The sequence below is a fragment of the Cytobacillus sp. Hm23 genome, from assembly GCF_051842895.1.
GTDB lineage: Bacteria > Bacillota > Bacilli > Bacillales > SM2101 > Nanhaiella.
Window position 1 is genome coordinate 79,373 of the sequence record NZ_JBPXRQ010000017.1, and the last position, 21,561, is coordinate 100,933.

The 21,561-nt window shown below is 34.4% G+C and carries 23 protein-coding genes; 17 read left to right on the forward strand and 6 right to left on the reverse strand.

Annotated features, from left to right (window positions below):
- Positions 1 to 77: 77 nt before the first annotated feature.
- Both ACSVDA_RS13050 and sda read right to left on the reverse strand, forming a co-directional pair.
- The gene (locus ACSVDA_RS13050; RefSeq protein ID WP_485883785.1) at positions 78 to 440 is read right to left on the reverse strand and encodes a VOC family protein; all 363 of its coding nucleotides are present in this window, start codon (positions 438 to 440) and stop codon (positions 78 to 80) included.
- Positions 441 to 1,076: 636 nt separating this feature from the next.
- Positions 1,077 to 1,217 carry a sporulation histidine kinase inhibitor Sda gene (sda, locus tag ACSVDA_RS13055; protein WP_485883826.1) on the reverse strand — a complete coding sequence of 47 codons (141 nt, stop codon included), beginning with the start codon at positions 1,215 to 1,217 and terminating at the stop codon, positions 1,077 to 1,079.
- Positions 1,218 to 1,785: 568 nt separating this feature from the next.
- On the opposite strand from sda, the gene ACSVDA_RS13060 reads away from it, so the two are divergent.
- From ACSVDA_RS13060 to ACSVDA_RS13095, 8 genes are all read left to right on the forward strand, one after another.
- On the forward strand, positions 1,786 to 2,322 hold the full coding sequence (locus ACSVDA_RS13060) for a YqeG family HAD IIIA-type phosphatase (protein ID WP_485883786.1): 537 nt from the start codon (positions 1,786 to 1,788) through the stop codon (positions 2,320 to 2,322).
- A 4-nt stretch (positions 2,323 to 2,326) separates the two neighbouring features.
- Positions 2,327 to 3,433: a ribosome biogenesis GTPase YqeH gene (gene yqeH / locus ACSVDA_RS13065; protein WP_485883788.1), complete on the forward strand. Its 1,107-nt coding sequence runs from the start codon at positions 2,327 to 2,329 to the stop codon at positions 3,431 to 3,433.
- A gap of 320 nt (positions 3,434 to 3,753) precedes the next feature.
- Positions 3,754 to 4,596, forward strand: coding sequence for a shikimate dehydrogenase (gene aroE / locus ACSVDA_RS13070; protein WP_485883790.1), 843 nt, complete (start codon positions 3,754 to 3,756; stop codon positions 4,594 to 4,596).
- The gene (gene yhbY / locus ACSVDA_RS13075; protein WP_485883792.1) at positions 4,590 to 4,883 is read left to right on the forward strand and encodes a ribosome assembly RNA-binding protein YhbY; all 294 of its coding nucleotides are present in this window, start codon (positions 4,590 to 4,592) and stop codon (positions 4,881 to 4,883) included. Before aroE ends, yhbY begins: the two co-directional genes overlap by 7 nt.
- 12 nt (positions 4,884 to 4,895) lie before the next feature.
- Positions 4,896 to 5,465: a nicotinate-nucleotide adenylyltransferase gene (locus ACSVDA_RS13080; protein ID WP_485883794.1), complete on the forward strand. Its 570-nt coding sequence runs from the start codon at positions 4,896 to 4,898 to the stop codon at positions 5,463 to 5,465.
- A complete protein-coding gene (gene yqeK / locus ACSVDA_RS13085; protein ID WP_485883795.1) occupies positions 5,455 to 6,042 on the forward strand; it encodes a bis(5'-nucleosyl)-tetraphosphatase (symmetrical) YqeK in 588 nt (195 codons plus the stop codon). The genes ACSVDA_RS13080 and yqeK overlap by 11 nt, the downstream gene beginning before the upstream one ends.
- Positions 6,029 to 6,385, forward strand: coding sequence for a ribosome silencing factor (gene rsfS, locus ACSVDA_RS13090; protein WP_214480343.1), 357 nt, complete (start codon positions 6,029 to 6,031; stop codon positions 6,383 to 6,385). Before yqeK ends, rsfS begins: the two co-directional genes overlap by 14 nt.
- Positions 6,382 to 7,122, forward strand: coding sequence for a class I SAM-dependent DNA methyltransferase (locus ACSVDA_RS13095; RefSeq protein ID WP_485883797.1), 741 nt, complete (start codon positions 6,382 to 6,384; stop codon positions 7,120 to 7,122). Before rsfS ends, ACSVDA_RS13095 begins: the two co-directional genes overlap by 4 nt.
- Positions 7,123 to 7,222: 100 nt before the next feature.
- Here ACSVDA_RS13095 and comER read toward each other — a convergent pair whose 3' ends face one another.
- Complete coding sequence (gene comER / locus ACSVDA_RS13100; RefSeq protein ID WP_485883799.1) at positions 7,223 to 8,041, reverse strand: late competence protein ComER; 819 nt, start codon at positions 8,039 to 8,041, stop codon at positions 7,223 to 7,225.
- 89 nt (positions 8,042 to 8,130) lie between these two features.
- Here comER and ACSVDA_RS13105 point away from each other — a divergent pair, with 89 nt between their 5' ends.
- The 3 genes from ACSVDA_RS13105 (at position 8,131) to ACSVDA_RS13115 (ending at position 12,079) form a co-directional block, all read left to right on the forward strand.
- Positions 8,131 to 8,751 carry a helix-hairpin-helix domain-containing protein gene (locus ACSVDA_RS13105; RefSeq protein ID WP_485883801.1) on the forward strand — a complete coding sequence of 207 codons (621 nt, stop codon included), beginning with the start codon at positions 8,131 to 8,133 and terminating at the stop codon, positions 8,749 to 8,751.
- A gap of 320 nt (positions 8,752 to 9,071) precedes the next feature.
- Positions 9,072 to 9,641, forward strand: coding sequence for a ComE operon protein 2 (locus ACSVDA_RS13110; RefSeq protein ID WP_320207851.1), 570 nt, complete (start codon positions 9,072 to 9,074; stop codon positions 9,639 to 9,641).
- 128 nt (positions 9,642 to 9,769) lie between these two features.
- On the forward strand, positions 9,770 to 12,079 hold the full coding sequence (locus ACSVDA_RS13115; protein WP_485883802.1) for a DNA internalization-related competence protein ComEC/Rec2: 2,310 nt from the start codon (positions 9,770 to 9,772) through the stop codon (positions 12,077 to 12,079).
- Positions 12,080 to 12,246: 167 nt separating this feature from the next.
- Here ACSVDA_RS13115 and ACSVDA_RS13120 read toward each other — a convergent pair whose 3' ends face one another.
- Positions 12,247 to 12,381, reverse strand: coding sequence for a YqzM family protein (locus tag ACSVDA_RS13120; protein ID WP_485883803.1), 135 nt, complete (start codon positions 12,379 to 12,381; stop codon positions 12,247 to 12,249).
- A gap of 296 nt (positions 12,382 to 12,677) precedes the next feature.
- On the opposite strand from ACSVDA_RS13120, the gene holA reads away from it, so the two are divergent.
- Positions 12,678 to 13,697 (forward strand): DNA polymerase III subunit delta, encoded by a 1,020-nt coding sequence (gene holA, locus ACSVDA_RS13125; RefSeq protein ID WP_485883805.1) that lies wholly within the window; start codon positions 12,678 to 12,680, stop codon positions 13,695 to 13,697.
- 427 nt (positions 13,698 to 14,124) lie between these two features.
- On the opposite strand, the gene rpsT is transcribed toward holA, so the two are convergent.
- A complete protein-coding gene (gene rpsT, locus ACSVDA_RS13130; protein ID WP_214480331.1) occupies positions 14,125 to 14,391 on the reverse strand; it encodes a 30S ribosomal protein S20 in 267 nt (88 codons plus the stop codon).
- A gap of 184 nt (positions 14,392 to 14,575) precedes the next feature.
- Here rpsT and gpr point away from each other — a divergent pair, with 184 nt between their 5' ends.
- From gpr to ACSVDA_RS13145, 3 genes are all read left to right on the forward strand, one after another.
- The gene (gpr, locus tag ACSVDA_RS13135) at positions 14,576 to 15,694 is read left to right on the forward strand and encodes a GPR endopeptidase (RefSeq protein WP_485883807.1); all 1,119 of its coding nucleotides are present in this window, start codon (positions 14,576 to 14,578) and stop codon (positions 15,692 to 15,694) included.
- A 119-nt stretch (positions 15,695 to 15,813) separates the two neighbouring features.
- Positions 15,814 to 17,004, forward strand: a complete 1,191-nt coding sequence (gene spoIIP / locus ACSVDA_RS13140) for a stage II sporulation protein P (RefSeq protein ID WP_485883809.1) — start codon at positions 15,814 to 15,816, stop codon at positions 17,002 to 17,004.
- 340 nt (positions 17,005 to 17,344) lie between these two features.
- Positions 17,345 to 17,695, forward strand: a complete 351-nt coding sequence (locus ACSVDA_RS13145) for a YqxA family protein (RefSeq protein WP_485883828.1) — start codon at positions 17,345 to 17,347, stop codon at positions 17,693 to 17,695.
- Positions 17,696 to 18,104: 409 nt separating this feature from the next.
- Here the strand turns inward: ACSVDA_RS13145 and ACSVDA_RS13150 are convergent, their stop codons facing one another.
- The gene (locus ACSVDA_RS13150; RefSeq protein WP_485883811.1) at positions 18,105 to 18,290 is read right to left on the reverse strand and encodes a hypothetical protein; all 186 of its coding nucleotides are present in this window, start codon (positions 18,288 to 18,290) and stop codon (positions 18,105 to 18,107) included.
- Positions 18,291 to 18,345: 55 nt separating this feature from the next.
- On the opposite strand from ACSVDA_RS13150, the gene lepA reads away from it, so the two are divergent.
- Positions 18,346 to 20,172: a translation elongation factor 4 gene (lepA, locus tag ACSVDA_RS13155; RefSeq protein ID WP_485883813.1), complete on the forward strand. Its 1,827-nt coding sequence runs from the start codon at positions 18,346 to 18,348 to the stop codon at positions 20,170 to 20,172.
- Positions 20,173 to 20,355: 183 nt separating this feature from the next.
- Positions 20,356 to 21,492 (forward strand): radical SAM family heme chaperone HemW, encoded by a 1,137-nt coding sequence (hemW, locus tag ACSVDA_RS13160; RefSeq protein WP_485883815.1) that lies wholly within the window; start codon positions 20,356 to 20,358, stop codon positions 21,490 to 21,492.
- The last annotated feature ends 69 nt before the right edge of the window (positions 21,493 to 21,561 follow it).

The following is a 21,561-nucleotide window of genomic DNA, read 5'->3' on the forward strand; positions in this document are numbered from 1 at the left end:
TATCAACAAAGAGCTTAGGGAAATCCCTAAGCTCTTTGTTTTCTTCATCTAAATACCAAAATGACTTATAAAGGAGCCTAAATTTTTTGAATCATCTCTACTCTGTTTCCGAACGGGTCTCTAAACTCAAAACGTTTAAAATTTGGAATAGGTACTCCTTCAATTATCTGAATGTTATTTTGTTCTAACACATTTCGCCAGTAGGATATATTCTCTACTTGATAAGCTATATGAGCCTTTGTTGATAAGCGGTCAAACCCATCTTCTGTACCTATATGTACATCTCTATCTCCTACTATTACCCAAAAACCTCCACGTCTTTTTAACGATTCAGGCTTTTCTTTCTCAGGTAAACCGAGAATTCCGCAATAAAAGTTTTTCCCCTCTTCTTCAGCCCCATTTGGAATAGTTATCTGAGCGTGATGTAAACCAAGGATCATAAAACCCACTCCCAGTATTATTAAAAATTATTTTTTACAACTATACAATCTTTGAAGTAGCTAAATTCCCTTTTATTCTATAAATCGAAGTACGATTAGTAAAATATTGATTATTTATGATCTTTAATAAGTATTACTTATTGTCGTGATTTTCTTTAAATCATTCTAAAGCTTTTAGTTGTATGCCTTTAACATTTTCTGGTTACTGTGTAAGATTACATTCATTAAGGTGGAGGATATTACTTAAGGTTCTTTTCGTATTTTTTTGCTTTTTTACACTTACATTCGAGTAAGTAACTGCTGTGTTGTAAATGACACCTATAGTCTATAGAAAAGAAAAAATGTCTCTTGTTGTGCACATGTTAATTCCTTAATAGGAAAAACAACAATCAATGTGAAAACAGTCTATTATAAAGAGCAACAATTCAAAGTTAGCATAAAAAGCAAAGAGAGAGGATATCAGCAAGAAGTCCTGTCCTAGCTAAATATTATAGGGATGTCAACTGTCAAGAATGTATATGAGCCATTAATCAGATATTTCCTTATTGAGAAATCCAACTGTTTACATAGCTTCAAAATCCCTACTCCACAAGAAAGCGTTTGTGGTTCAACTAAGACCTAGGAGTTTGCTCGCTCTTAGGAGGGTATTTTTATTTTGTTGTTCAATGACCTACGATTTATTTCGAGTTTAATTAAATGGATAAATTCATTGCTAAGTTTAAGGTCGATCGCTTTAAAATAAGATTGAATTAAAAGTTCATCTGATAATCGTTTCATATCAGCTGCCAAATTGGCATGTCACCTCCTAAACAAGTAATCTTTTTCAGGCTCTTTTTGTAAACATTAGTCTAGTAAAACAGCAAGGTGATGCTAATGCGACTTTCATCTTCAATAGATGTTGGTGTGTGTTTTTCTAAAATGAACAACGGCAATCAATGTGAAAACAACCTTTATTAAATGTAAGTAGGTATAGTAGTCATCGTTTTTACAAACGCTTAAAGGAAAATAGTTTTGGAGTTCTAAATGATGTGGAGTAAGCATATTATGGTAAGTTGATTAGATTATCTTCACTTTAACATGAATATATGTAGAGAACAACCGTTCTGTTATCCACAGTTTGAGGTGGACAACCTGTGGGTAAGTTGTTCATAAGTTTCTTTAGGGGCGTTAAATCAGTATGTATAATGTGTATAAAATTATCCACATTTTTTATTGGGAATATTTTGTCGAAAAGTTTTTTGCCAACTATTGAATAAAACAACATTTGACAAAATGTCAATAAAAGATTGTTTTGAAACTAAACACAAAATTAGGTATGATAATAAGGTTATATAGAGACAATCAAATGATTAAGGTGGTATCTGAATTGCTTAGACATTTTCTACCTAATGAACACGTGAAAAGTGTATTAGATATTAAAGCGCAACACCTTCAGGAAAAAGGAATTAAAGGTGTGATAACGGACTTAGATAACACATTAGTGGAATGGGATCGTCCGAATGCAACACCGAGGTTAATTGAATGGTTTAAAGATATGGAGGAAAGCGGCATTAAAGTTACAATCGTTTCAAATAATAATGAAAAAAGGGTAAAATCTTTTTCAGATCCTTTGCATATTCCATTCATATTTGAAGCAAGGAAACCTTTAAAACGCGCATTTGGAAAAGCGCAAAAAAGCATGGATATTTTAAAAGCAGAAACAGTCGTTATTGGAGATCAATTATTAACAGATATATTAGGTGGGAATAGAGGAGGCTATCACACGATTCTTGTCGTACCTGTTGCACAAACAGACGGTTTTTTCACTAGAATTAATCGTAAAATTGAAAGACAACTTTTAGCTTGGATGAAGCGAAAAGGCATGCTTTATTGGGAGGAATAAATAAGTGGAAAATGAACGGATTAGCTGTATTGGTTGTGGCGTAACCATTCAAACAATTGACCCTGATGGAATCGGTTATGCACCAAAGGCTGCACTTAATAAAGGGAATGTTATTTGTAAAAGATGTTTTCGGTTAAAACACTATAATGAAATTCAAGATGTTTCCTTAACAGATGATGATTTTCTAAATATACTAAATGGAATTAGTAAAACAGATGGATTAGTTGTGAAAATTGTTGACATATTTGATTTTAACGGCAGCTGGTTGCCTGGATTACACAGGTTTGTGGGCAATAAAAATATTATTCTAGTCGGAAATAAAGTTGATTTATTACCAAAGTCTGTAAAACATACTAAGGTGATCAATTGGATGAAGCAATCAGCTAAAGAATTAGGCTTGCAGCCGATTGACACGTATTTAATTAGCGCTACAAAAGGTCACGGTGTGCGTGAAGTTGCAGAAATGATTGAACAATATAGAAATGGAAAAGATGTATATATTGTCGGTTGCACCAATGTAGGTAAGTCCACATTCATTAATCAAGTAATTAAAGAGTTTAGTGGCGATGAGGATGTCATAACAACTTCTCAATTTCCTGGAACTACATTAGATATGATAGAAGTACCATTAGATGATGGCTCTTATCTATACGATACACCTGGAATAATAAATCATCATCAAATGGCTCATTTTGTTGATAAGCGAGATTTAAAGATTATTTCGCCTAAAAAAGAAATCAAACCAAAGGTTTATCAGCTTAATGAGGGCCAATCTTTATATTTTGGAGGTCTAGCGCGCTTTGATTTTATAAAAGGAAATAGAACATCATTTGTTTGTTATGTTTCCAATGATTTATCAATACACAGAACAAAGCTTGAAAATGCAGATGATTTATATAAAAAGCATGCTGGGGACCTTCTACAACCTCCACGAAAGGAACATGTTGATAAATTTCCACCATTAATCGCTCATGAATTTACGATTAAAGAAAGAAAAATGGATATTGTATTTTCTGGTTTAGGTTGGATAACAATAGATGAGCCAGGGTTAACAATTTGTGCGCATGTACCAAAAGGTGTAGGTGTATCAATTAGAAAGTCACTAATATAAACATTGACTATGGCTATAATTCATGTAAAGTTGCAACATGTATGAAACAGTTTAGACGAAATGAATATATAGCTTTAGGCATTATGTTTTTTTTACATGCCATTAGAACAATGTACCTGCCAGTGCTATGAAGACTAAATAATGCTAATAGACCAGGTTTTGTTTAAACTTTACTTTAAGCTCTTTTCGTAAACATTGTTGCTAATGTCATTAATGCTACGAACTCCCGTTATGTACGTGGCAATTTCTTAAGACGAAAACAACAACAAATGTAAAAACAGCCTGCTTTAAAAATAGATTTTTATAGGGGATGAGGAAAAGTGACAAAATTATTTGGACTAATTGGTTGTCCAGTTGCTCATTCATTGTCACCACAAATGCATAATGATGCTTTTGGTAATTTAGAGATAGATGCAAAGTATCACGCGTTTCATGTTGAACCAGAAAATTTAGAGAATGCAATATTAGGGTGTAAAGCTCTACAAATTGCTGGTTTTAATGTTACAATACCACATAAAGTAAGTATCATGAAGTACTTAGATGATATCGATCAACTAGCTGAACAAATAGGCGCTGTTAATACAGTTGTAAATAATAATGGAAGATTAATTGGATATAATACCGATGGACCAGGCTATGTTCGTGCTTTAGCAAATATAGTTACATCACAATTAAATAGCAAAAAGATATTAATCATTGGTTCAGGTGGAGCTGCTAGAGGGATCTATTTTTCACTCGCAAAACATGGTGTGCAGAGCATAGACATTTGCAATCGAACGATGACTACCGCAGTAGAGTTAGTAAAACAATGTCAGTTTGATGTTCAATCTTCGGCGTTGACCATACATGAAGCGGAAACACGCATACCCCATTATGACATTATTATTAATACTACATCTGTAGGTATGAGCCCCAAAACTAATGCTGTACCTATAAGTACAAAGAACATTAATAAGAACCATTTAGTATCTGACATTATCTATAATCCACTTGAAACAAAATTGTTAACAGAAGCACGAAACAATGGAGCAGTGGTCCAAAATGGCGTAGATATGTTTGTTTGCCAAGGCGCTCTAGCGTTTGAAACGTGGACCAGTATGTTTCCAAATACAGATCGTATGAAAAAGATTGTGTTAAAAAAACTAGGAGGAACAACATGCTAACAGGAAAACAAAAAAGATTTTTACGTTCAAAAGCTCATCATTTAACTCCAATTTTTCAAGTAGGTAAAGGTGGAGTTAATGAAAACATGAATAAACAAGTTGGTGAAGCACTAGAAGCAAGAGAACTAATAAAAATAAGTGTACTGCAAAATTGTGAAGATGATCGCAACGTAGTTGCTGAAGATATCGTGAATGGTACAAAGGCTGAATTAGTTCAAATAATAGGTAACACGATCGTTTTATATAAAGAATCAAGAGATAACAAGCAAATTAAACTGCCTTCATAGGGTTAGTTACGTATGAAAAAAGTAGGAATTATTGGTGGGACATTTGATCCTCCTCATAATGGACATTTATTAATAGCAAATGAAGTTTTAGACAAGCTACATTTATCAGAGGTTTGGTTTTTGCCAACGTATACACCTCCACATAAACAACATAAATATATATCAAGTAGTGAAGATAGACTTAAGATGCTGCGACTCGCAATTGGAGATAATCCGTTATTTAAGCTAAATACGATTGAAATTGACCGACAAGGAGTATCATATACGTATGATACAATGAAGATATTGGTTGAACAGTATAGTGATTACAAGTTTTATTTCATTATTGGTGCTGATATGGTGGAATATTTGCCTAAATGGTATAAAATTAATGATCTACTGGAATTAGTAACATTTGTAGGTGTCAAAAGGGAGCAATATGATGTGAATACGAATTACCCTATACTACAAGTGGTAATTCCACAGTTTGATGTTTCTTCTTCATTGCTGCAACAGAGAATGAAAGAAGGCAAGACGACTCAATATCTTATGCCGAGTAAGGTTAGACAATATATTGCGGAGAATAGGTTATATGAAACGTGAAGAAGCTTTACAAATTGTAAAAGAACAATTAACTGAGCATCGTTATCTACATACGATTGGCGTTATGGAAACTGCGCTTGAATTAGCAAAGCGGTATGATTGTGATCAAAAGAAGTGTGAATTAGCTGCTATCTTTCATGACTATGCAAAATTTAGAGCGAAAGAAGAAATGAAAAAAATCATCATTGAGCAAAAAATGAATCAAAATTTATTGCACTTTCATAATGAACTATGGCATGCACCAGTAGGGGCTTATCTTGTACAAACAGAAGTTGGTATTGAAGATATAGCAATCATTAATGCGATAAAATTTCATACTTCTGGTAGAGAGAATATGACTTTACTTGAAAAAATTATCTTTTTGGCTGACTATATTGAGCCTGGCAGGCATTTTGCTGGTGTAGAAGAAGTAAGAGCTATAGCTTCTCAGAATTTAAATGATGCTGTCATTCAAGCTTTGCATAACACGATGATGTTTTTAATGAACAAAAAACAGTTAATTTATCCTGATACATTATTAACGTATAACGATTTACTTATGAAAAAAACGGAGGACCAAAAATATGACAAATCATGACTTGTTATTACTTGCTGCCAAAGGTGCAGATGATAAAAGAGCAGAGCAAATTGTAGCTTTAAATATGCAAGGTATTTCACTTATTGCTGATTATTTTTTAATTTGCCAAGGGAATTCAGAAAAACAAATACAAGCGATTGCAAAGGAAATTAAAGATCTTGTTGAAGAACAAGATTATACGGTTAAACGACTCGAGGGCTATGATGAAGCTCGATGGGTTTTAATAGATATTGGAGATGTTGTAGTACACATTTTTCACAAGGATGAAAGAAGCTATTATAATCTTGAAAAGCTTTGGGGAGATGCACAGAGGGTAGACTTACAACAAGAGCTAAGTCAATGACATACAATCATTTTGCATATTACTATGACTGCTTAATGAAAGATGCCCCCTATGATTTATGGCTGAAGTTCGCAAAAGAAAATATAACAAAGTATAGAATTGGTCCAAAAATACTTGATTTGGCTTGTGGCACGGGGGAATTATCCATCCGATTAGCAGATGAAGGATTCGATGTTACGGGTGTAGATATGTCAGAGGATATGCTAGCTGTAGCTTTGGAGAAGTCATTGTCCAATAAAAATTCAATTACATTTATACAAAAAGATATGAGAGAGTTATCAGGGTTCCCGTTGTTTGATTGCGTTCTGATATTCTGTGATTCTTTAAATTATTTAATAGAACAACAAGACGTACAACAGACCTTTCGCCACGTATATAATCAGCTAGAAGATGGTGGTTTGTTAATGTTTGATGTTCACTCTGTAAATAAAATCAGTAACTATATTGCAACACACACTTTTGCGCATCATGAACAAGACATTAGTTATATTTGGCAGTGTTTTGATGGTGAACTTTCGAATAGTGTTGAGCATGACCTAGCCTTTTTTGTGAGGGAAGAAGATACAGAGTTTTATGCACGCTATGATGAAACTCATACCCAACGTACGTTTTTAATAGATCAATATGAACAGTGGCTTGTTCAAGCAGGATTTACTTTGCTGTCAATCAGTGGAGATTTTACTGTTGAACGAGTGAATGAACAGACAGAAAGAATATTTTTTGTGGCAAAAAAATAAAACTTGTTACATACAAACTTTGGGTCAGACTGAATACAGTCTGACCTTTTGAAACCAAATGAAAAAATTTTAAAGGGATTTTGCCTGAAATGTAGAATGATTAAATGAATTGGTTATGAACATCCTCTATATCTTCACAAAATTTGTCATGAGTGCTTTGAAATAAATGTTCAAACATGTCACCTAGTTCTTTTTCTAATACTGCAATACCTACCCCGGTAACACCTCCTTTTACACATACCTTCTCCTGAAGCGTTTGTAAAGTGAAAATATCTTTTTGTAAAAGCTCACCCATCCCGATTATCATTCCTGTCGCCAAAGTAGTTGCTTGCTCTCTTGTAATCTCCGTCTTATTTACAGCTGCATCGATAAACCTTTGTATTAAATAACTGAAAAATGCTGGTCCACAGCTTACTATATCAGATGCTACTCTGGTCACTTGTTCTTCAATGAGAACAGGTTCAGATATATTTGAAAATAAGTAATTAATATAGGATATATAATGCTGGCTGCAACTTTCGCCAAAGGATATTAATGAAATTCCAGAAAATGCTCGATTTGTAATACTTGGAATAACCCTTGCAACTTGACAGTTTACCATAGATTCAATTTGATGTACTGATATTGGACTAGTTATTGAAACGAGACATTTATTATGTGTTAAACAAGGTGAAAGTTGTTGTAAAAGGGGGTGAATTTGTAGTGGTTTAACACAAATAAAAATTATATCTGACTGGTTTATGACATCTTCAGCATTAGAAGTAACTGTTATTTCAGGGAAGTTTATCTTAATTTTTTCTGCTTTTTCAATCGTCCGATTGAATATACACAGTTTTGATGGTAATAGAGCTTTTGATTCAATAAACGCCTCAATTAATTCCTTGCCCATATTTCCGGTACCGATAATCCCTACATTCATTGTAAGATCCCCTCCTGACGTAACAATATCTCTCCTATACCATATGATTTTCATTTTTACTTTATGACTGAATTGAAAGGAGCTTAATTATGGAATTTCTAAGAAAATATCAGCAATATTGGTTTGTTGCTTTAATAATCTTAATTATTTTCACTGGTATTGTTGTTAATATGATAACAAGACCTGATGAAACGGCTATGGTTGACAGTAATTTACAATTTTTTCTAGAGCCACAAGACAAACCGATCGCAGAAAGTACCACGGAAGTATCTCATGCAATATACGTCGATATAAAAGGAGCAGTTGCTTCGGAAGGAGTCTATGAAATGGCAGAAGGCTCTAGGGTAATGGATGTCATTGAACAGGCAGGAGGAGTATTAGAGTTTGCAGACATGTCTAAAGTAAACTTGGCACAATTGGTTTATGATGAAATGGTCCTTTATGTACCTAAGCAGGGAGAGGAGAATTATGATTTACAACATTCATTAATAGGAAAAGAAAAAGATAAAGATAAAGATAAAGTTGATCTAAATCGTGCCACAATGGCTGAATTAGAATCTTTGCCAGGAATTGGAGCTAAAAAGGCTGAAGCGATTTTATCGTATCGTGAGGAGTACGGCTCATTTCAAGCGGTTGAAGATTTGTTAAAAATATCTGGAATTGGTGAAAAATCATTAGAAAAGTTGCTTGAATACGTAGTAGTAAGGTAAATGTATGAAATTGACATGGCGTTATCACAAGTTCTTTTATGATTGCTGTAAAAAAGAATTATACGAGGTTGTTATACAATGATTATCATTTTAAAGTAGAAAAGCTGGTTCGAATTTTGTTTTTGTATACTTGTTAATTCCTTAGAAGGAAAACAACCAGAAAAAACAATTGAAAAAAGCTGCTGAGAAGCTTACTGCTTATCAAAAAATTTTCTACGATTGATTGTTATTAATATGCAAAAACTGTGATATCGAAAATTGACGAATCTACACATCTTTCATTACACTATTGATATATTGAACATATTGGGGGAGTCTTTATGGAACGTATTTCATGGGATCAATATTTTATGGCACAAAGTCATTTACTAGCATTGCGAAGTACTTGTACAAGGCTTGCTGTTGGTGCCACAATCGTAAGGGACAAGAGGATAATTGCTGGTGGATATAATGGATCTATAGCAGGTGGCACACATTGTGTTGATGAGGGTTGTTACGTAATTGATAACCACTGTGTGAGGACGATTCATGCAGAAATGAATGCTATTTTACAATGTGCTAAATTTGGGGTTCCTACAGAAGGTGCTGAAATTTATGTTACGCATTTTCCATGTCTACAGTGCTGTAAAGCGATTGTACAAAGTGGAATAAAGGCAGTATATTATGCGAACGATTATAAAAACCATCCGTATGCACTAGAAATGTTTAAAGAGTCTAATATATTGGTTGATCAAGTTGAAGTAGATGAAATGATTATTGATTTAAAAAATCAAGAAAAACTTCTATTCGTCACCTCGTTGATTAAGAGGCTGGCTGATGAAGGTTTAGATAGTAAAGAAATTAGTAAGCTACATGATGAGACAAATAAGCTGTTTACCTCATATGTGTAAATAGACAAGCCCTGAAACTCAGTTAGGTACAAATGGAGTAAGTAGGTGGAGAACACTCTCCACCGGTATTTGTATCTAAGCTAGAATGCTATGAGCTATTTATAACACCTTCATTTAAGGAGGTATTTATGAACAAAAGTTACATGTATGCTTTAATAGCAGCTGTATTAGGAATATTAACCTCATATCACTCATTACGTCCTACCGTATTCTTTTGTTTACTCCTCTATTTAGTTTACGTATTTATTAAAGAGAGATATACTACAGCCGTTATTTTTTTCACACTGTACATTTTATTCTTCCTTTATGCAACTTATATAGATAAACAAAATATAAGTAACATCTCCCCAACAGCTACGGAATTTATTGTTAAATTCACTTCTGATATTCAAATTAATGGTAACCAGTTAACGACAACAGTCAAACTTCCAAATAAGGAAAAAGTGTTATTACGATATAAAATAAGCTCTAAAATGGAGAAGGAAGTTTTATCTTCTATACAATTAGGTATGAAGTGTTATTTAAAAGGGACACTTGAAGAACCAGTTAGTGGTAGGAATCCTTATGAATTTAATTATAAATCATATTTGAGAAGTCACAGAGTACATTGGATTCTTAAACCAGAAAGCATTCAATTGACTCAATGCTCTACAGATGGTATGACTCTGTATGATCACATAGTATCAATGAGACAAAAAGGTATCAAGTTTACGATGGACAATCTTTCTACCGTATCATCAGGGTTCGTTACAGCGTTAATATATGGATATCGACATGCCATAGATGAACAAGTGTTATCTTCTTATCAGAAATTAGGTATTGTTCATTTGTTAGCCATTTCAGGACTACACGTTGGGTTTGTGACAGGTTTCATATATTTAATCGGTTTGAGGATTGGCATAACACGTGAAACAATGACTAATTTACTACTATTTATCATCCCTGTATACATTATTGTAGCAGGAGGATCACCTTCGGTAATGAGGGCAGGTTTAATGACATGGTGTATATTCTTAGCCATTAAATTATCATTAAAAGTCCACATCATCAATGTTCTAAGTTTAATATGTTTATGTATGTTACTAATCGATCCATATCAGTTATTTGAAGTTGGATTTCAATTGTCATTTATCGTTACTTATTCATTAATTTTTTCAGCCAACAAAATTATTGGGCGCAAAAAGCATAGAATAGCTCAATTATTATGTGTGTCAGTAATTGCTCAATTATCAGCATTACCGATTATTATATATAATTTTTATGAAATATCTCCCCTTAGTATCCTTCTTAACCTTTTGTTCGTACCATTTTTTTCTTTGTTTATTCTCCCTTTGTCATTTATAACATTAACTAGTTATTTTATTTATCCATCAATAGGTAAGTTACTTGATTTTTGCCTTTCTTTTGCTCTAAATAATGCAAATGAGTTTGTTTCTTCGTTATCCAGTATTTCAATATCATCTCTCACATTTGGAAGGCCAACTACAATCGTTATGTTTGGGTATGCTTTTAGTATTATTCTGTTCTTTATATATTTGGAGAAAGAAGGGACTTGGAGAAGGTTAACCGTTCCGATTTGTATAATTTTTATTGTAGTATTGTTTAACTGGAACTGGTATTTTTTTAGCAACGAAGGGGAAGTCATAATGCTTGATATTGGTCAAGGCGACAGTATATTAATTACACTTCCAAATCGAAAGGCGGTTTATTTAATTGATACAGGAGGTTCTATACCATTTACTCAAGAATTATGGCAACAGAAGAGTAACACATTTCAAGTAGGTGAAGATGTAATATTACCTTTATTAAAAGCAAAAGGTATTAGAAAAATTGATAAATTAATTTTAACTCATAGTGATATGGACCATGCAGGAGAAGCGTTTACGTTGTTTGATAACCTCCACATAGACGAAGTAGTATTGTCTAATACAAAGCTTGTTACTAATTTTGAAAAGGAATTAGTTGCAAAAGCAATATCTTCAAATACACATATAACATTAGTAAAAAAAGGGGATCAATGGAAAGATCATGGGTATACATTTTATGTATTATCACCAAGTGGAACAGAAATAGATGAGAACAATCAATCAATTGTGATTTTTACCTCTATCGGTGGTTTAAATTGGCTTTTTACTGGAGATTTAGAGGCGGAAGGAGAGTTGGCACTTATTAGATCCTTTCCGAATTTATCAAGTAACGTATTGAAAGTTGGTCATCATGGTAGCGATACCTCAACTACAGAACAATTTCTTACAGCCATTAACCCATCATTTGCATTAATATCCGCTGGAAAAAATAATATATTTAATCATCCCCATGAAAAGGTAATAGATCGTTTAGCTATAAGAAATATTCGTATTTTTAGAACAGATAAACACGGAGCAATCATATACACATATACAAATGAAACTGGAACCTTTTACACAATATCACCATAACATAAATTAAGAAAAAGTAGGCAACTCCAATATTATCTCTTCTAAGCAGTTTTAACAGTTATTTTAAAGCAATCTGTTTAGTTCTATGTACGAAAAAAATCAATGCGAACACAGCCTCAAAAAAAGACTGTCAAACGACAGTCTCAAGTGTGATGAGGTGGTGGTTATTAAGAACCTAAAAGTTTAACTACTGTAGCAATGATAAACATAGTTGCAAAAAATCCGAAAGATACAATAAACCCAACTCCTGAATCTACAGCATCGTTTCGCTTACTTTGGACATTTTCTTCAAATTGATTCACAAAATACCCCTCCCTAATTCAATAATAGTATAAGCGAAAGTTCATAAAAAATCTACATTCATTAGTTTGTTTTCCTACAATGACAAGAGTTGTCACAAATAGTTCTTAATTTATACGGGAATGATATTCATACAAATTAATATCGTTACAATATAAGTGACTCGGGGCTTATGCTGTAACGTTCATATAAACTGGGAATTGGTCGTTATGGGAGATCGGTTCCCATTGCCACTTGTAAAAGTGGGAAAATACTTTTACCATATGAAGAGAACCATTTCGTAGATCGGAGAGAAAAAATGGCACTTGACATATGGAGGAAAATTAAACAAGACAATATTAACAACTTATACTTATTATATGGAAAAGAAACATATTTACTCAATGAGACAAAAAAAATACTTATTTCTCACGGGTTAAAGAATGAAGAAAGAGAATTTAATTTATCTACATATAATTTAGAGGAAACTCCTATAGAAGCAGGGATAGAAGATGCAGAAACATATCCGTTTTTTGGTGATAAAAAAATCGTCATATTTAACAACCCTACTTTTTTGACTAGTGAAAAGAGTAAAATCGAACATGATTTAAAAAAGCTGGAATCTTATATGAATCAGCCAGCAGATTTTTCAATTATAGTATTTTATGCTCCATATGAAAAATTAGATGAGAGAAAAAAGCTTACTAAATTACTAAAGAAAAAAGCGGAATTACTTGTAGCTAACACATTGACAGAACAAGAGCTTCAAAAATGGATAGTGGAAAGAGCAGAATCATTTCAAGTGATTATACAAAATGATGCCGTAGAAGTAATGCTACGTTTAGTAGGTACGAATCTTATGCTACTTACGACTGAAATTGATAAATTAGCATTATACGTAGGAACGGGTGGGAAGATATCACATGAAACAGTAACATTACTTGTAGCTAGAACACTTGAACAAAATATTTTTACATTAATAGATTTTATTGTTCAGAGAAAACCAGCTGAAGCAATGCAAATTTTATTTGATTTAATCGAGCAAAAGGAAGAACCGATAAAGATATTGTCTTTAGTATCAAACCAGTTTCGCTTAATATATCAAGTGAAGGAATTAGCAAGACAAGGCTATAACCAACAAAAAATTTCATCGATTATAAAAGTTCATCCATATCGCGTAAAGTTAGCTGCTGGGCAAGCTAAGCTCTTTGGGGATCAAGAATTAAAAGGAATTATCGGCCAATTAGCAGAAGCAGACTACGATATGAAAGTTGGTAATATAGATAAACAATTGATTTTAGAACTATTTATTATGTCATTACAAGAGCAAATACACTAAATGCATTTTACAGGTGATTGTAAACGATGGCTGTTTACTCATCAAGTTGTTTTTCGTACTTGAAAATAAACACGAATACAGCTATCCTTCAAGGCATCTTTTCTTCACTAAAGGCTAAAAAAATCATATAAAACATGCTTCTTATTTAGTGAAGTATAGCAATAGGGTTTACGAAGAAATCCGTAACGATTAACAAAAAACAAGCTTGAACATCGCGTATAAGGTGGTCAAGCTTGTTTTTTATGGGGATTTACATCCTTATGTTTTCACTAACAACCAGAGTTTTATACATAGCGGTTTTATTATGCTATTTTCTCATCATGTTGTTTTTAGTACTAAATAAAATCTCATATCTAATTATTTGGCGGTGTTCATTTATGAAATAGCAGCAAAAAGAAAACGACCCTTTAAAAAGGATCGCAAGTTATTAAGCAGTAATGCTGTTTAATTTTTTTGCTAAGCGAGATTTTTGACGGGATGCAACATTCTTATGGATAATCCCATTGCTTGCAGCTTTATCTAGCTTTTTAGAAGCTAATACAAATGCAGCTTGCGCATTTTCAACGTCTTTGTTGTCAACAAGTACTTCAAAGTTTTTAACAGCAGAGCGCATTGCAGATTTAAGTGTAGCATTATGAGCACGACGCTTATCGCCTGTTTTTACACGTTTAATAGCTGATTTAATATTTGGCATGTATTTCACCTCCCAAAAATAACAATCGAGATGATGTAAACTCGACATATCACTTACATTAGAACACATGATATTCTATCAAACGAGGACTAATAATGCAATACTTATTCGACAATGAATGTTTCTATTGACTGGTGGTAAAACTAGATTATAAATCGATTTGAAAAAAAGGGGTGCATTCTTTTTGTCTCAATTAGACGTAAGTAAGTATTCTGTACGAACCGATTTAGCAATAGAAGCTCATGAAATGGCATTAGAAAGCAATGCGAAGGAAGAAGCTAAAAAGGAACAATCATCAATCAATGGAGTGGTAGTAAAAGAGAATGATATCGGCGGTGTAAAGGTTACGAAAGTTGATATAAATAATGACGGTGCTAAGGCGGTAGGAAAAAAAGCTGGATGTTACGTCACTCTTCAAGCAGAAGGGATTAGACAACAGGATACTGAGTTACAACAGCATGTCGAAGAAGTTTTCGCTAATGAATTCAGTAATTTTTTACAGCAGTTAAACATTCAAAAAGACGCTAGTTGTTTAGTCGTTGGCTTAGGAAACTGGAACGTTACTCCTGATGCTTTAGGACCTATAGCAGTAGAAAACTTGTTAATTACTAGACATCTATTTAAACTTCAACCTGAAAGTATCCAGGGTGGCTTTAGATCAGTAAGTGCCATCGCGCCAGGTGTAATGGGTTTAACCGGGATAGAAACGAGTAATATTATTCACGGGGTAATCGAAAAGTCACAACCGGATTTTGTTATTGCAATTGATGCATTAGCTGCAAGGTCAATTGAACGTGTAAATGCTACTATTCAAATCTCTGATACAGGCATTCATCCTGGGTCTGGTGTGGGTAATAAGCGTAAAGAACTGAGTATTGAAACGTTGGGCATTCCTGTGATAGCAATTGGTATCCCAACAGTTGTTGATGCAGTCTCAATTACTAGTGACACCGTTGATTTTATATTGAAACACTTTGGTAGAGAAATGAAAGAGGGAAGTCGTCCATCTCGTTCACTTGCACCTGCGGGAATGACCTTTGGAGAAAGACGAAAGCTTACAGAAGAAGATTTACCGGAAGATACGCATCGTCAAACGTTTATGGGGATGGTGGGAACTCTAGACGAAGATGAGAAGCGTAAATTAATTCATGAGGTACTATCACCACTTGGACATAACTTAATGGTAACTCCGAAAGAAGTAGATGTATTTATTGAAGATATGGCGAATGTTATTGCATCAGGGTTAAATGCTGCCTTACATGATCAAGTTGATCAGGATAATGCAGGGGCGTATACACATTGAGGAAGTTCTATGGAACGAAAGAAACTGAGCTTTAAACATGCACTTCTAGGAGTGGTAAGGTTCTATTTCTCAAGGGTTGTTCATACTGATTAAGTAGACAAGCTTTGGAGGGATATGCCATGAGATTTGAGCGAGGTCAAGGAATGGTTATGACAATAAAGGGGTCTAATATAAAAAAAACAATAATCATCATGATGTTAGGTTGCATGATGATATTTTCGGTTACTGCAATAATGACATCGCTAAAGCCAAAATATCGTATTTCGTCATCATCCATCAACGATTTAACAACTAGCCTTACTAGTGAATCATTACTTTATTTATTATCACTTGAAAATCATTATTTTTCTCAAATTTTATCAACTAAACCAGAAACAAATTTCCCTTCTCTACTTTTTGAAATGGCAACGAGCATTAACCTTGATGACCCACGAAGCTTACTTGGTAGTGAATTACCTGGTTATGCGTTGTATGACAGTAAAATAATTGTTGCTGGTGAAGGAACTAATTATACAAATTTACCTTATGAATCAGCGCCTCCAATAGAGGTATTACTAGCTGAAAGAGATGCTTCAGTTCAAAATATGGAAGAAGTGGAAGGTGAAACTGAAGAAGTAACTCCCCCAGTATTAACAACAAACGGTAAAGACGTTGTCTACATTTATCATACACATAGTCGTGAATCATACTTACCTCATCTAGAAGGGGTAACTGAACCAGATAAAGCTTATCATTCCGAAGTAAATGTTACCTTAGTGGGTGAGCGTCTAGCATCTGAGTTGGAAAAAAGAGGGATAGGAGTTCAGCTAGATCAAACAGACATAATGGGACAATTAATCGCTAAAAAGTGGGAGTTTTTTCAGGCATATGACCAATCTAAGCCTTTAGTGCAAAGCGCAATGACTAGTAACCGTGATTTGCAATATTTTATAGATATTCACCGTGATGCCAATAGGAAAGAACAAACAACACATGTGATTAATGGTAAATCATATGCTAAGACCGCTTTTGTTATTGGAGGAAATAATGCTCGTTATGAACGTAACCTTAAACTCGCTGATGACCTACATCAATTGTTACAGCAAAAATACCCTGGTCTAAGTAGAGGGGTATTTGAATGGAGTGGAGAAGGAGTAAATGGCATGTATAATCAGGACCTTTCGGACAATGTCATGCTAATAGAATTTGGTGGCGTAGATAATACCTTTGAGGAATTGAACCGTACTGCAGCAGCTATTGCTGATGTCTTTAGTGAGTATTATTGGCAAGCTGAGAAAGTATCTACCGAATCAGATACGACTGCACAGTAATTTAATTGTTCGTTAATGCTTCGTTCTCATGAAAGAAATTTCTTTATTTTAGGCTCTTTTCGTAAACTATGTTGCTATTGTTATCGAATTAGTACCAAAAAAGTGATTTTACGTTGTTAGTTATCGTTGTACAGAAAAAAGATGCAACGAACTCTAGTTTTATACGTGTTTATCTCATCATACGAAAATCAACAATCAATGCGAAAACAGCCTTATTTTAAAACTGCAGTGTTTTATCTTCATATAATTTGCTTATCAAATTGGTGAAGTCAGTTTTTGTATATGAACTTAACGGTGTATCCGTAAAAAGTCTGTAAGGGTGAGTATCATGTGGAAATTCATGATGAAGTGCTTTCTTTTATGTACAGTCCTTCTTTTTGGTGTATTGATAGGAATGCAGAAGGCCAATAGTGGGATTATTGAGATGAAAGGGTATGATGACCCTTCATTTCGAGGTGCATTAGAAATTGCTGAAATCTCTAATGGGGAATATGAGGCAAGTGTTCTAGGTGTAGAAGCAACGAGTCATGATTTGAAACAAAAACAACAACAATTAGCTGAAATCAAAGCCTTTAATCTATTTTCATCATTGGGGAAAACTATTGCGGAAGCGGTAAGTAATACGTTTCAGAAAATATTACAAATGATTGATACTCTCTTTGCAAAAATTATGGAAGGTAAATCAGGCTAACCGTTTTTCCATGTCAAGCGCAATTACTAAACCATTTCCTATTAAGAATGGTTTTTTCTTTGTCGCGGATTAACAAGTACCTTCCGCTCTTTCTTATTCCCTCGAGGTCACTTCGTCAAATCACCCGAAGGCAAACAACGCCTTCATGTGATTTGACTCCAGTGCTTATCGGGAATGAACGATGCGCTTCTGCTCTCCTGTAGTCTAGCTTCAGCACCTATCCCCTCGAGGTCACTTCACTATTTCATCTGAAGGCAAAGTACGCCTCCATTTGAAATAGTTCCAGTGCTTGTCGGGGATAAACAAGCTGCTTGCGCTTTTCCAGTTGTCTAGCTCCAGGCGCCATCGGCTCGAGGTCATAAGTCAATCCGTCAAGAAGGTTAAAAAGCAACCTTCCAGCCGTTTCGCCTTATGCTTGTCGCCGATAAACAGTCGCCTTCCGCTTTTCCTGTTGTCTAGCTCCAGCGCATATTCCCTCGAGGTCACTTCGCCAAATCACCCGAAGCCAAACACCGCCTTCATGTGATTTTACTCCAGTGCTTGTCGGGAATGAACGATGCGCTTCCGCTTTTCCTGTTGAATGTATGTTTGGCAATTGATATAATCAATGCTAGTGTATGTTGTGCCGATAATGGTAGGAGTGAATTGAAATGAACAAGAAAGAAAGAGTAAATAGGCAATCAAAAATACGGAACTTTTCTATAATAGCGCATATTGATCATGGAAAATCAACCTTAGCAGATCGTATATTGGAGAAGACGGGTGCTTTAGCCCAACGTGAGATGAAAGATCAATTGTTAGATTCAATGGATCTTGAACGAGAGCGTGGAATTACAATTAAATTAAACGCCGTTCAATTGAAATATAATGCCCAAGACGGGGAAGAATATATTTTTCATTTGATTGATACACCAGGGCATGTTGATTTTACTTATGAAGTCTCAAGAAGCTTAGCTGCATGTGAAGGTGCAGTATTAGTAGTTGATGCAGCTCAAGGTATTGAAGCTCAAACATTAGCAAATGTATATTTAGCACTGGATAATGACTTAGAGATACTACCAGTCATAAATAAAATAGATCTACCGAGTGCTGACCCTGAAAAGGTAAGACAAGAAATAGAAGATGTTATCGGGCTGGATGCTTCTGATGCAGTCTTAGCTTCTGCTAAAGCTGGTATTGGAATTGAAGATATACTTGAACAAGTTGTTCAAACTGTCCCTGCACCAACTGGAGATCCAGAAGCACCGCTTAAGGCTCTCATTTTTGATTCTTTATACGATTCCTATCGAGGAGTTATTGCATATATTCGAGTCGTTGATGGAACAGTAAAGCCTGGTCAAAAAATAAGAATGATGGCAACTGGAAAAGAGTTTGAAGTTAACGAAGTAGGAGTATTTTCACCTAAAGCCGTTTTACAGGACGAACTGAGTGTTGGTGACGTAGGCTTTTTAACAGCATCTATTAAAAATGTTGGTGATACCCGTGTAGGTGATACAATTACTGATGCCAAAAACAGTGCAGTAGAACCGCTTCCAGGTTATCGACGCTTGAATCCAATGGTGTTTTGTGGATTATACCCAATAGATACCGCGAAATATAACGACCTTCGTGAGGCATTAGAGAAATTGGAGCTGAATGATTCGGCATTGCAATTTGAACCAGAAACTTCTCAAGCACTTGGATTTGGATTCCGCTGTGGATTTCTCGGTCTATTGCATATGGAAATCATCCAAGAGAGAATTGAACGAGAATTTGGGATTGATTTAATTACAACAGCACCGAGTGTAATTTATCAAGTTTATTTAACAGATGATACCGAGGTGCGAGTTGATAATCCATCCAATATGCCAGACCCACAAAGTATTGAACGAGTGGAAGAACCATATGTTAAGGCAACAATCATGGTTCCTAATGATTTTGTAGGTGCTGTTATGGATCTATGCCAAAATAAGCGCGGCATCTTCATCGATATGCAATATTTAGATGAAAATCGAGTTAGTATAATTTATGAAATTCCATTGTCAGAAATTGTGTACGATTTCTTCGATCAGTTAAAATCTAACACGAAGGGCTATGCTTCGTTTGATTATGAGCTCATCGGTTACAAAGCTTCAAAGCTTGTAAAAATGGACATTTTGTTAAACGGAGAGCAAGTAGACGCATTATCATTTATTGTTCACCGTGATTCTGCATATGAACGTGGGAAGCTTATCGTTGAAAAACTGAAGGATTTAATACCAAGACAACAGTTCGAAGTACCTGTTCAAGCTACAATTGGTACTAAAGTAGTTGCTCGTTCCACTATTAAAGCTATGCGGAAGAACGTATTGGCAAAATGTTATGGTGGGGATATATCCCGTAAGCGGAAGCTTCTTGAAAAGCAAAAAGAAGGAAAAAAACGGATGAAGTCAGTTGGATCTGTCGAAGTTCCCCAAGAAGCATTTATGGCAGTGTTAAAGATGGATGAAGAAAAATAACAAATCTACTACAAATTTGAACACATAGGTAAATGTACTTTATAATGTTACTTGCCGCAGAAAATTCTGCGGCTTTTCTATATACTCAAGTTGAAGTTAGTAATAGATAAATTTAACAAACAGATTGGTATGACAGCTTACGTATTATTTAGCTGAACTTATAAAGGTAAAGGTAGTGATGAAGTGGCATCTGGAGTGTACATTCATATACCCTTTTGTGAACATATATGTCATTATTGCGATTTTAATAAAGTTTTTTTAAAGGGGCAGCCAGTAAACGAATATATAAATTCGTTAGAAGAAGAGATGCATCAAACTTTTGAGCGCTATCCTTCAAATGATATTCGTTCGATATTTGTTGGCGGAGGGACACCGACAGCCATAAATATTAAACAACTTGAAAGGTTACTTGAAAGTATTAAGCGGTATATTAAACCAGTGAATGATAAGTTAGAATTTACGTTTGAAGCGAACCCTGGTGAAACATTAACAAAAGAAAAGATAAAATTGTTATACGAAGCTGGTGTAAATAGAATCAGCTTTGGAGTGCAGTCATTTGATAATAAGATTTTACAACAGATCGGGCGAGTGCATCGCAAAGAAGATATTTTTAAGTCAGTAGATTGGGCTAAAGAGGTAGGATTTAACAACGTTAACCTTGACTTAATGTATAGTTTACCAGGACAAACAATTTCTCAAGTGGACGAGACTTTACAAGAGGCATTCTCTCTAAATGTAGATCACTTTTCAGCATATTCTTTAATCGTTGAACCAAAAACTGTTTTTTTTAACTTGCAAAAAAAAGGGAAATTACACCTTCCATCTCAAGAAGACGAACTTACAATGTTTGAGCATGTCATAGAACAAATGAAAAAACATGGATATAACCAATATGAAATTAGTAATTTTGCTAAGCCTGGTATGGAGAGCGTGCATAACTTAACATATTGGAATAATGAAGAATACTATGGGTTTGGCGCTGGTGCTCATAGTTATATTGATGGGAAAAGAATAACCAATGCAGGACCATTAAATAAATATATCACAGAAGTGGCTAGACATGGACAAGGTGCGATAGAGAGTCATGAAGTAACACTGCAGGAAAAAATGGAAGAAGAAATGTTTCTCGGGTTGCGTAAAATAAAAGGGGTGTCAAAAGTAGCCTTCTTCAATAAATTTAATGAAGATATTCATGATAGGTTCCATAGTCAAATTATTGAGCAACAACGAAAAGGCTTGTTAGAAGAAGATAAACATTATATTAGATTAACTCATAGAGGCATGCTTTTAGGTAATGAAGTGTTTCAATCATTTATATAAGTATTCTAAATGATTGACATCTCGCATTTGTTTTGGTAATTTATTATTAGATTTAGCACTCGGATAGAT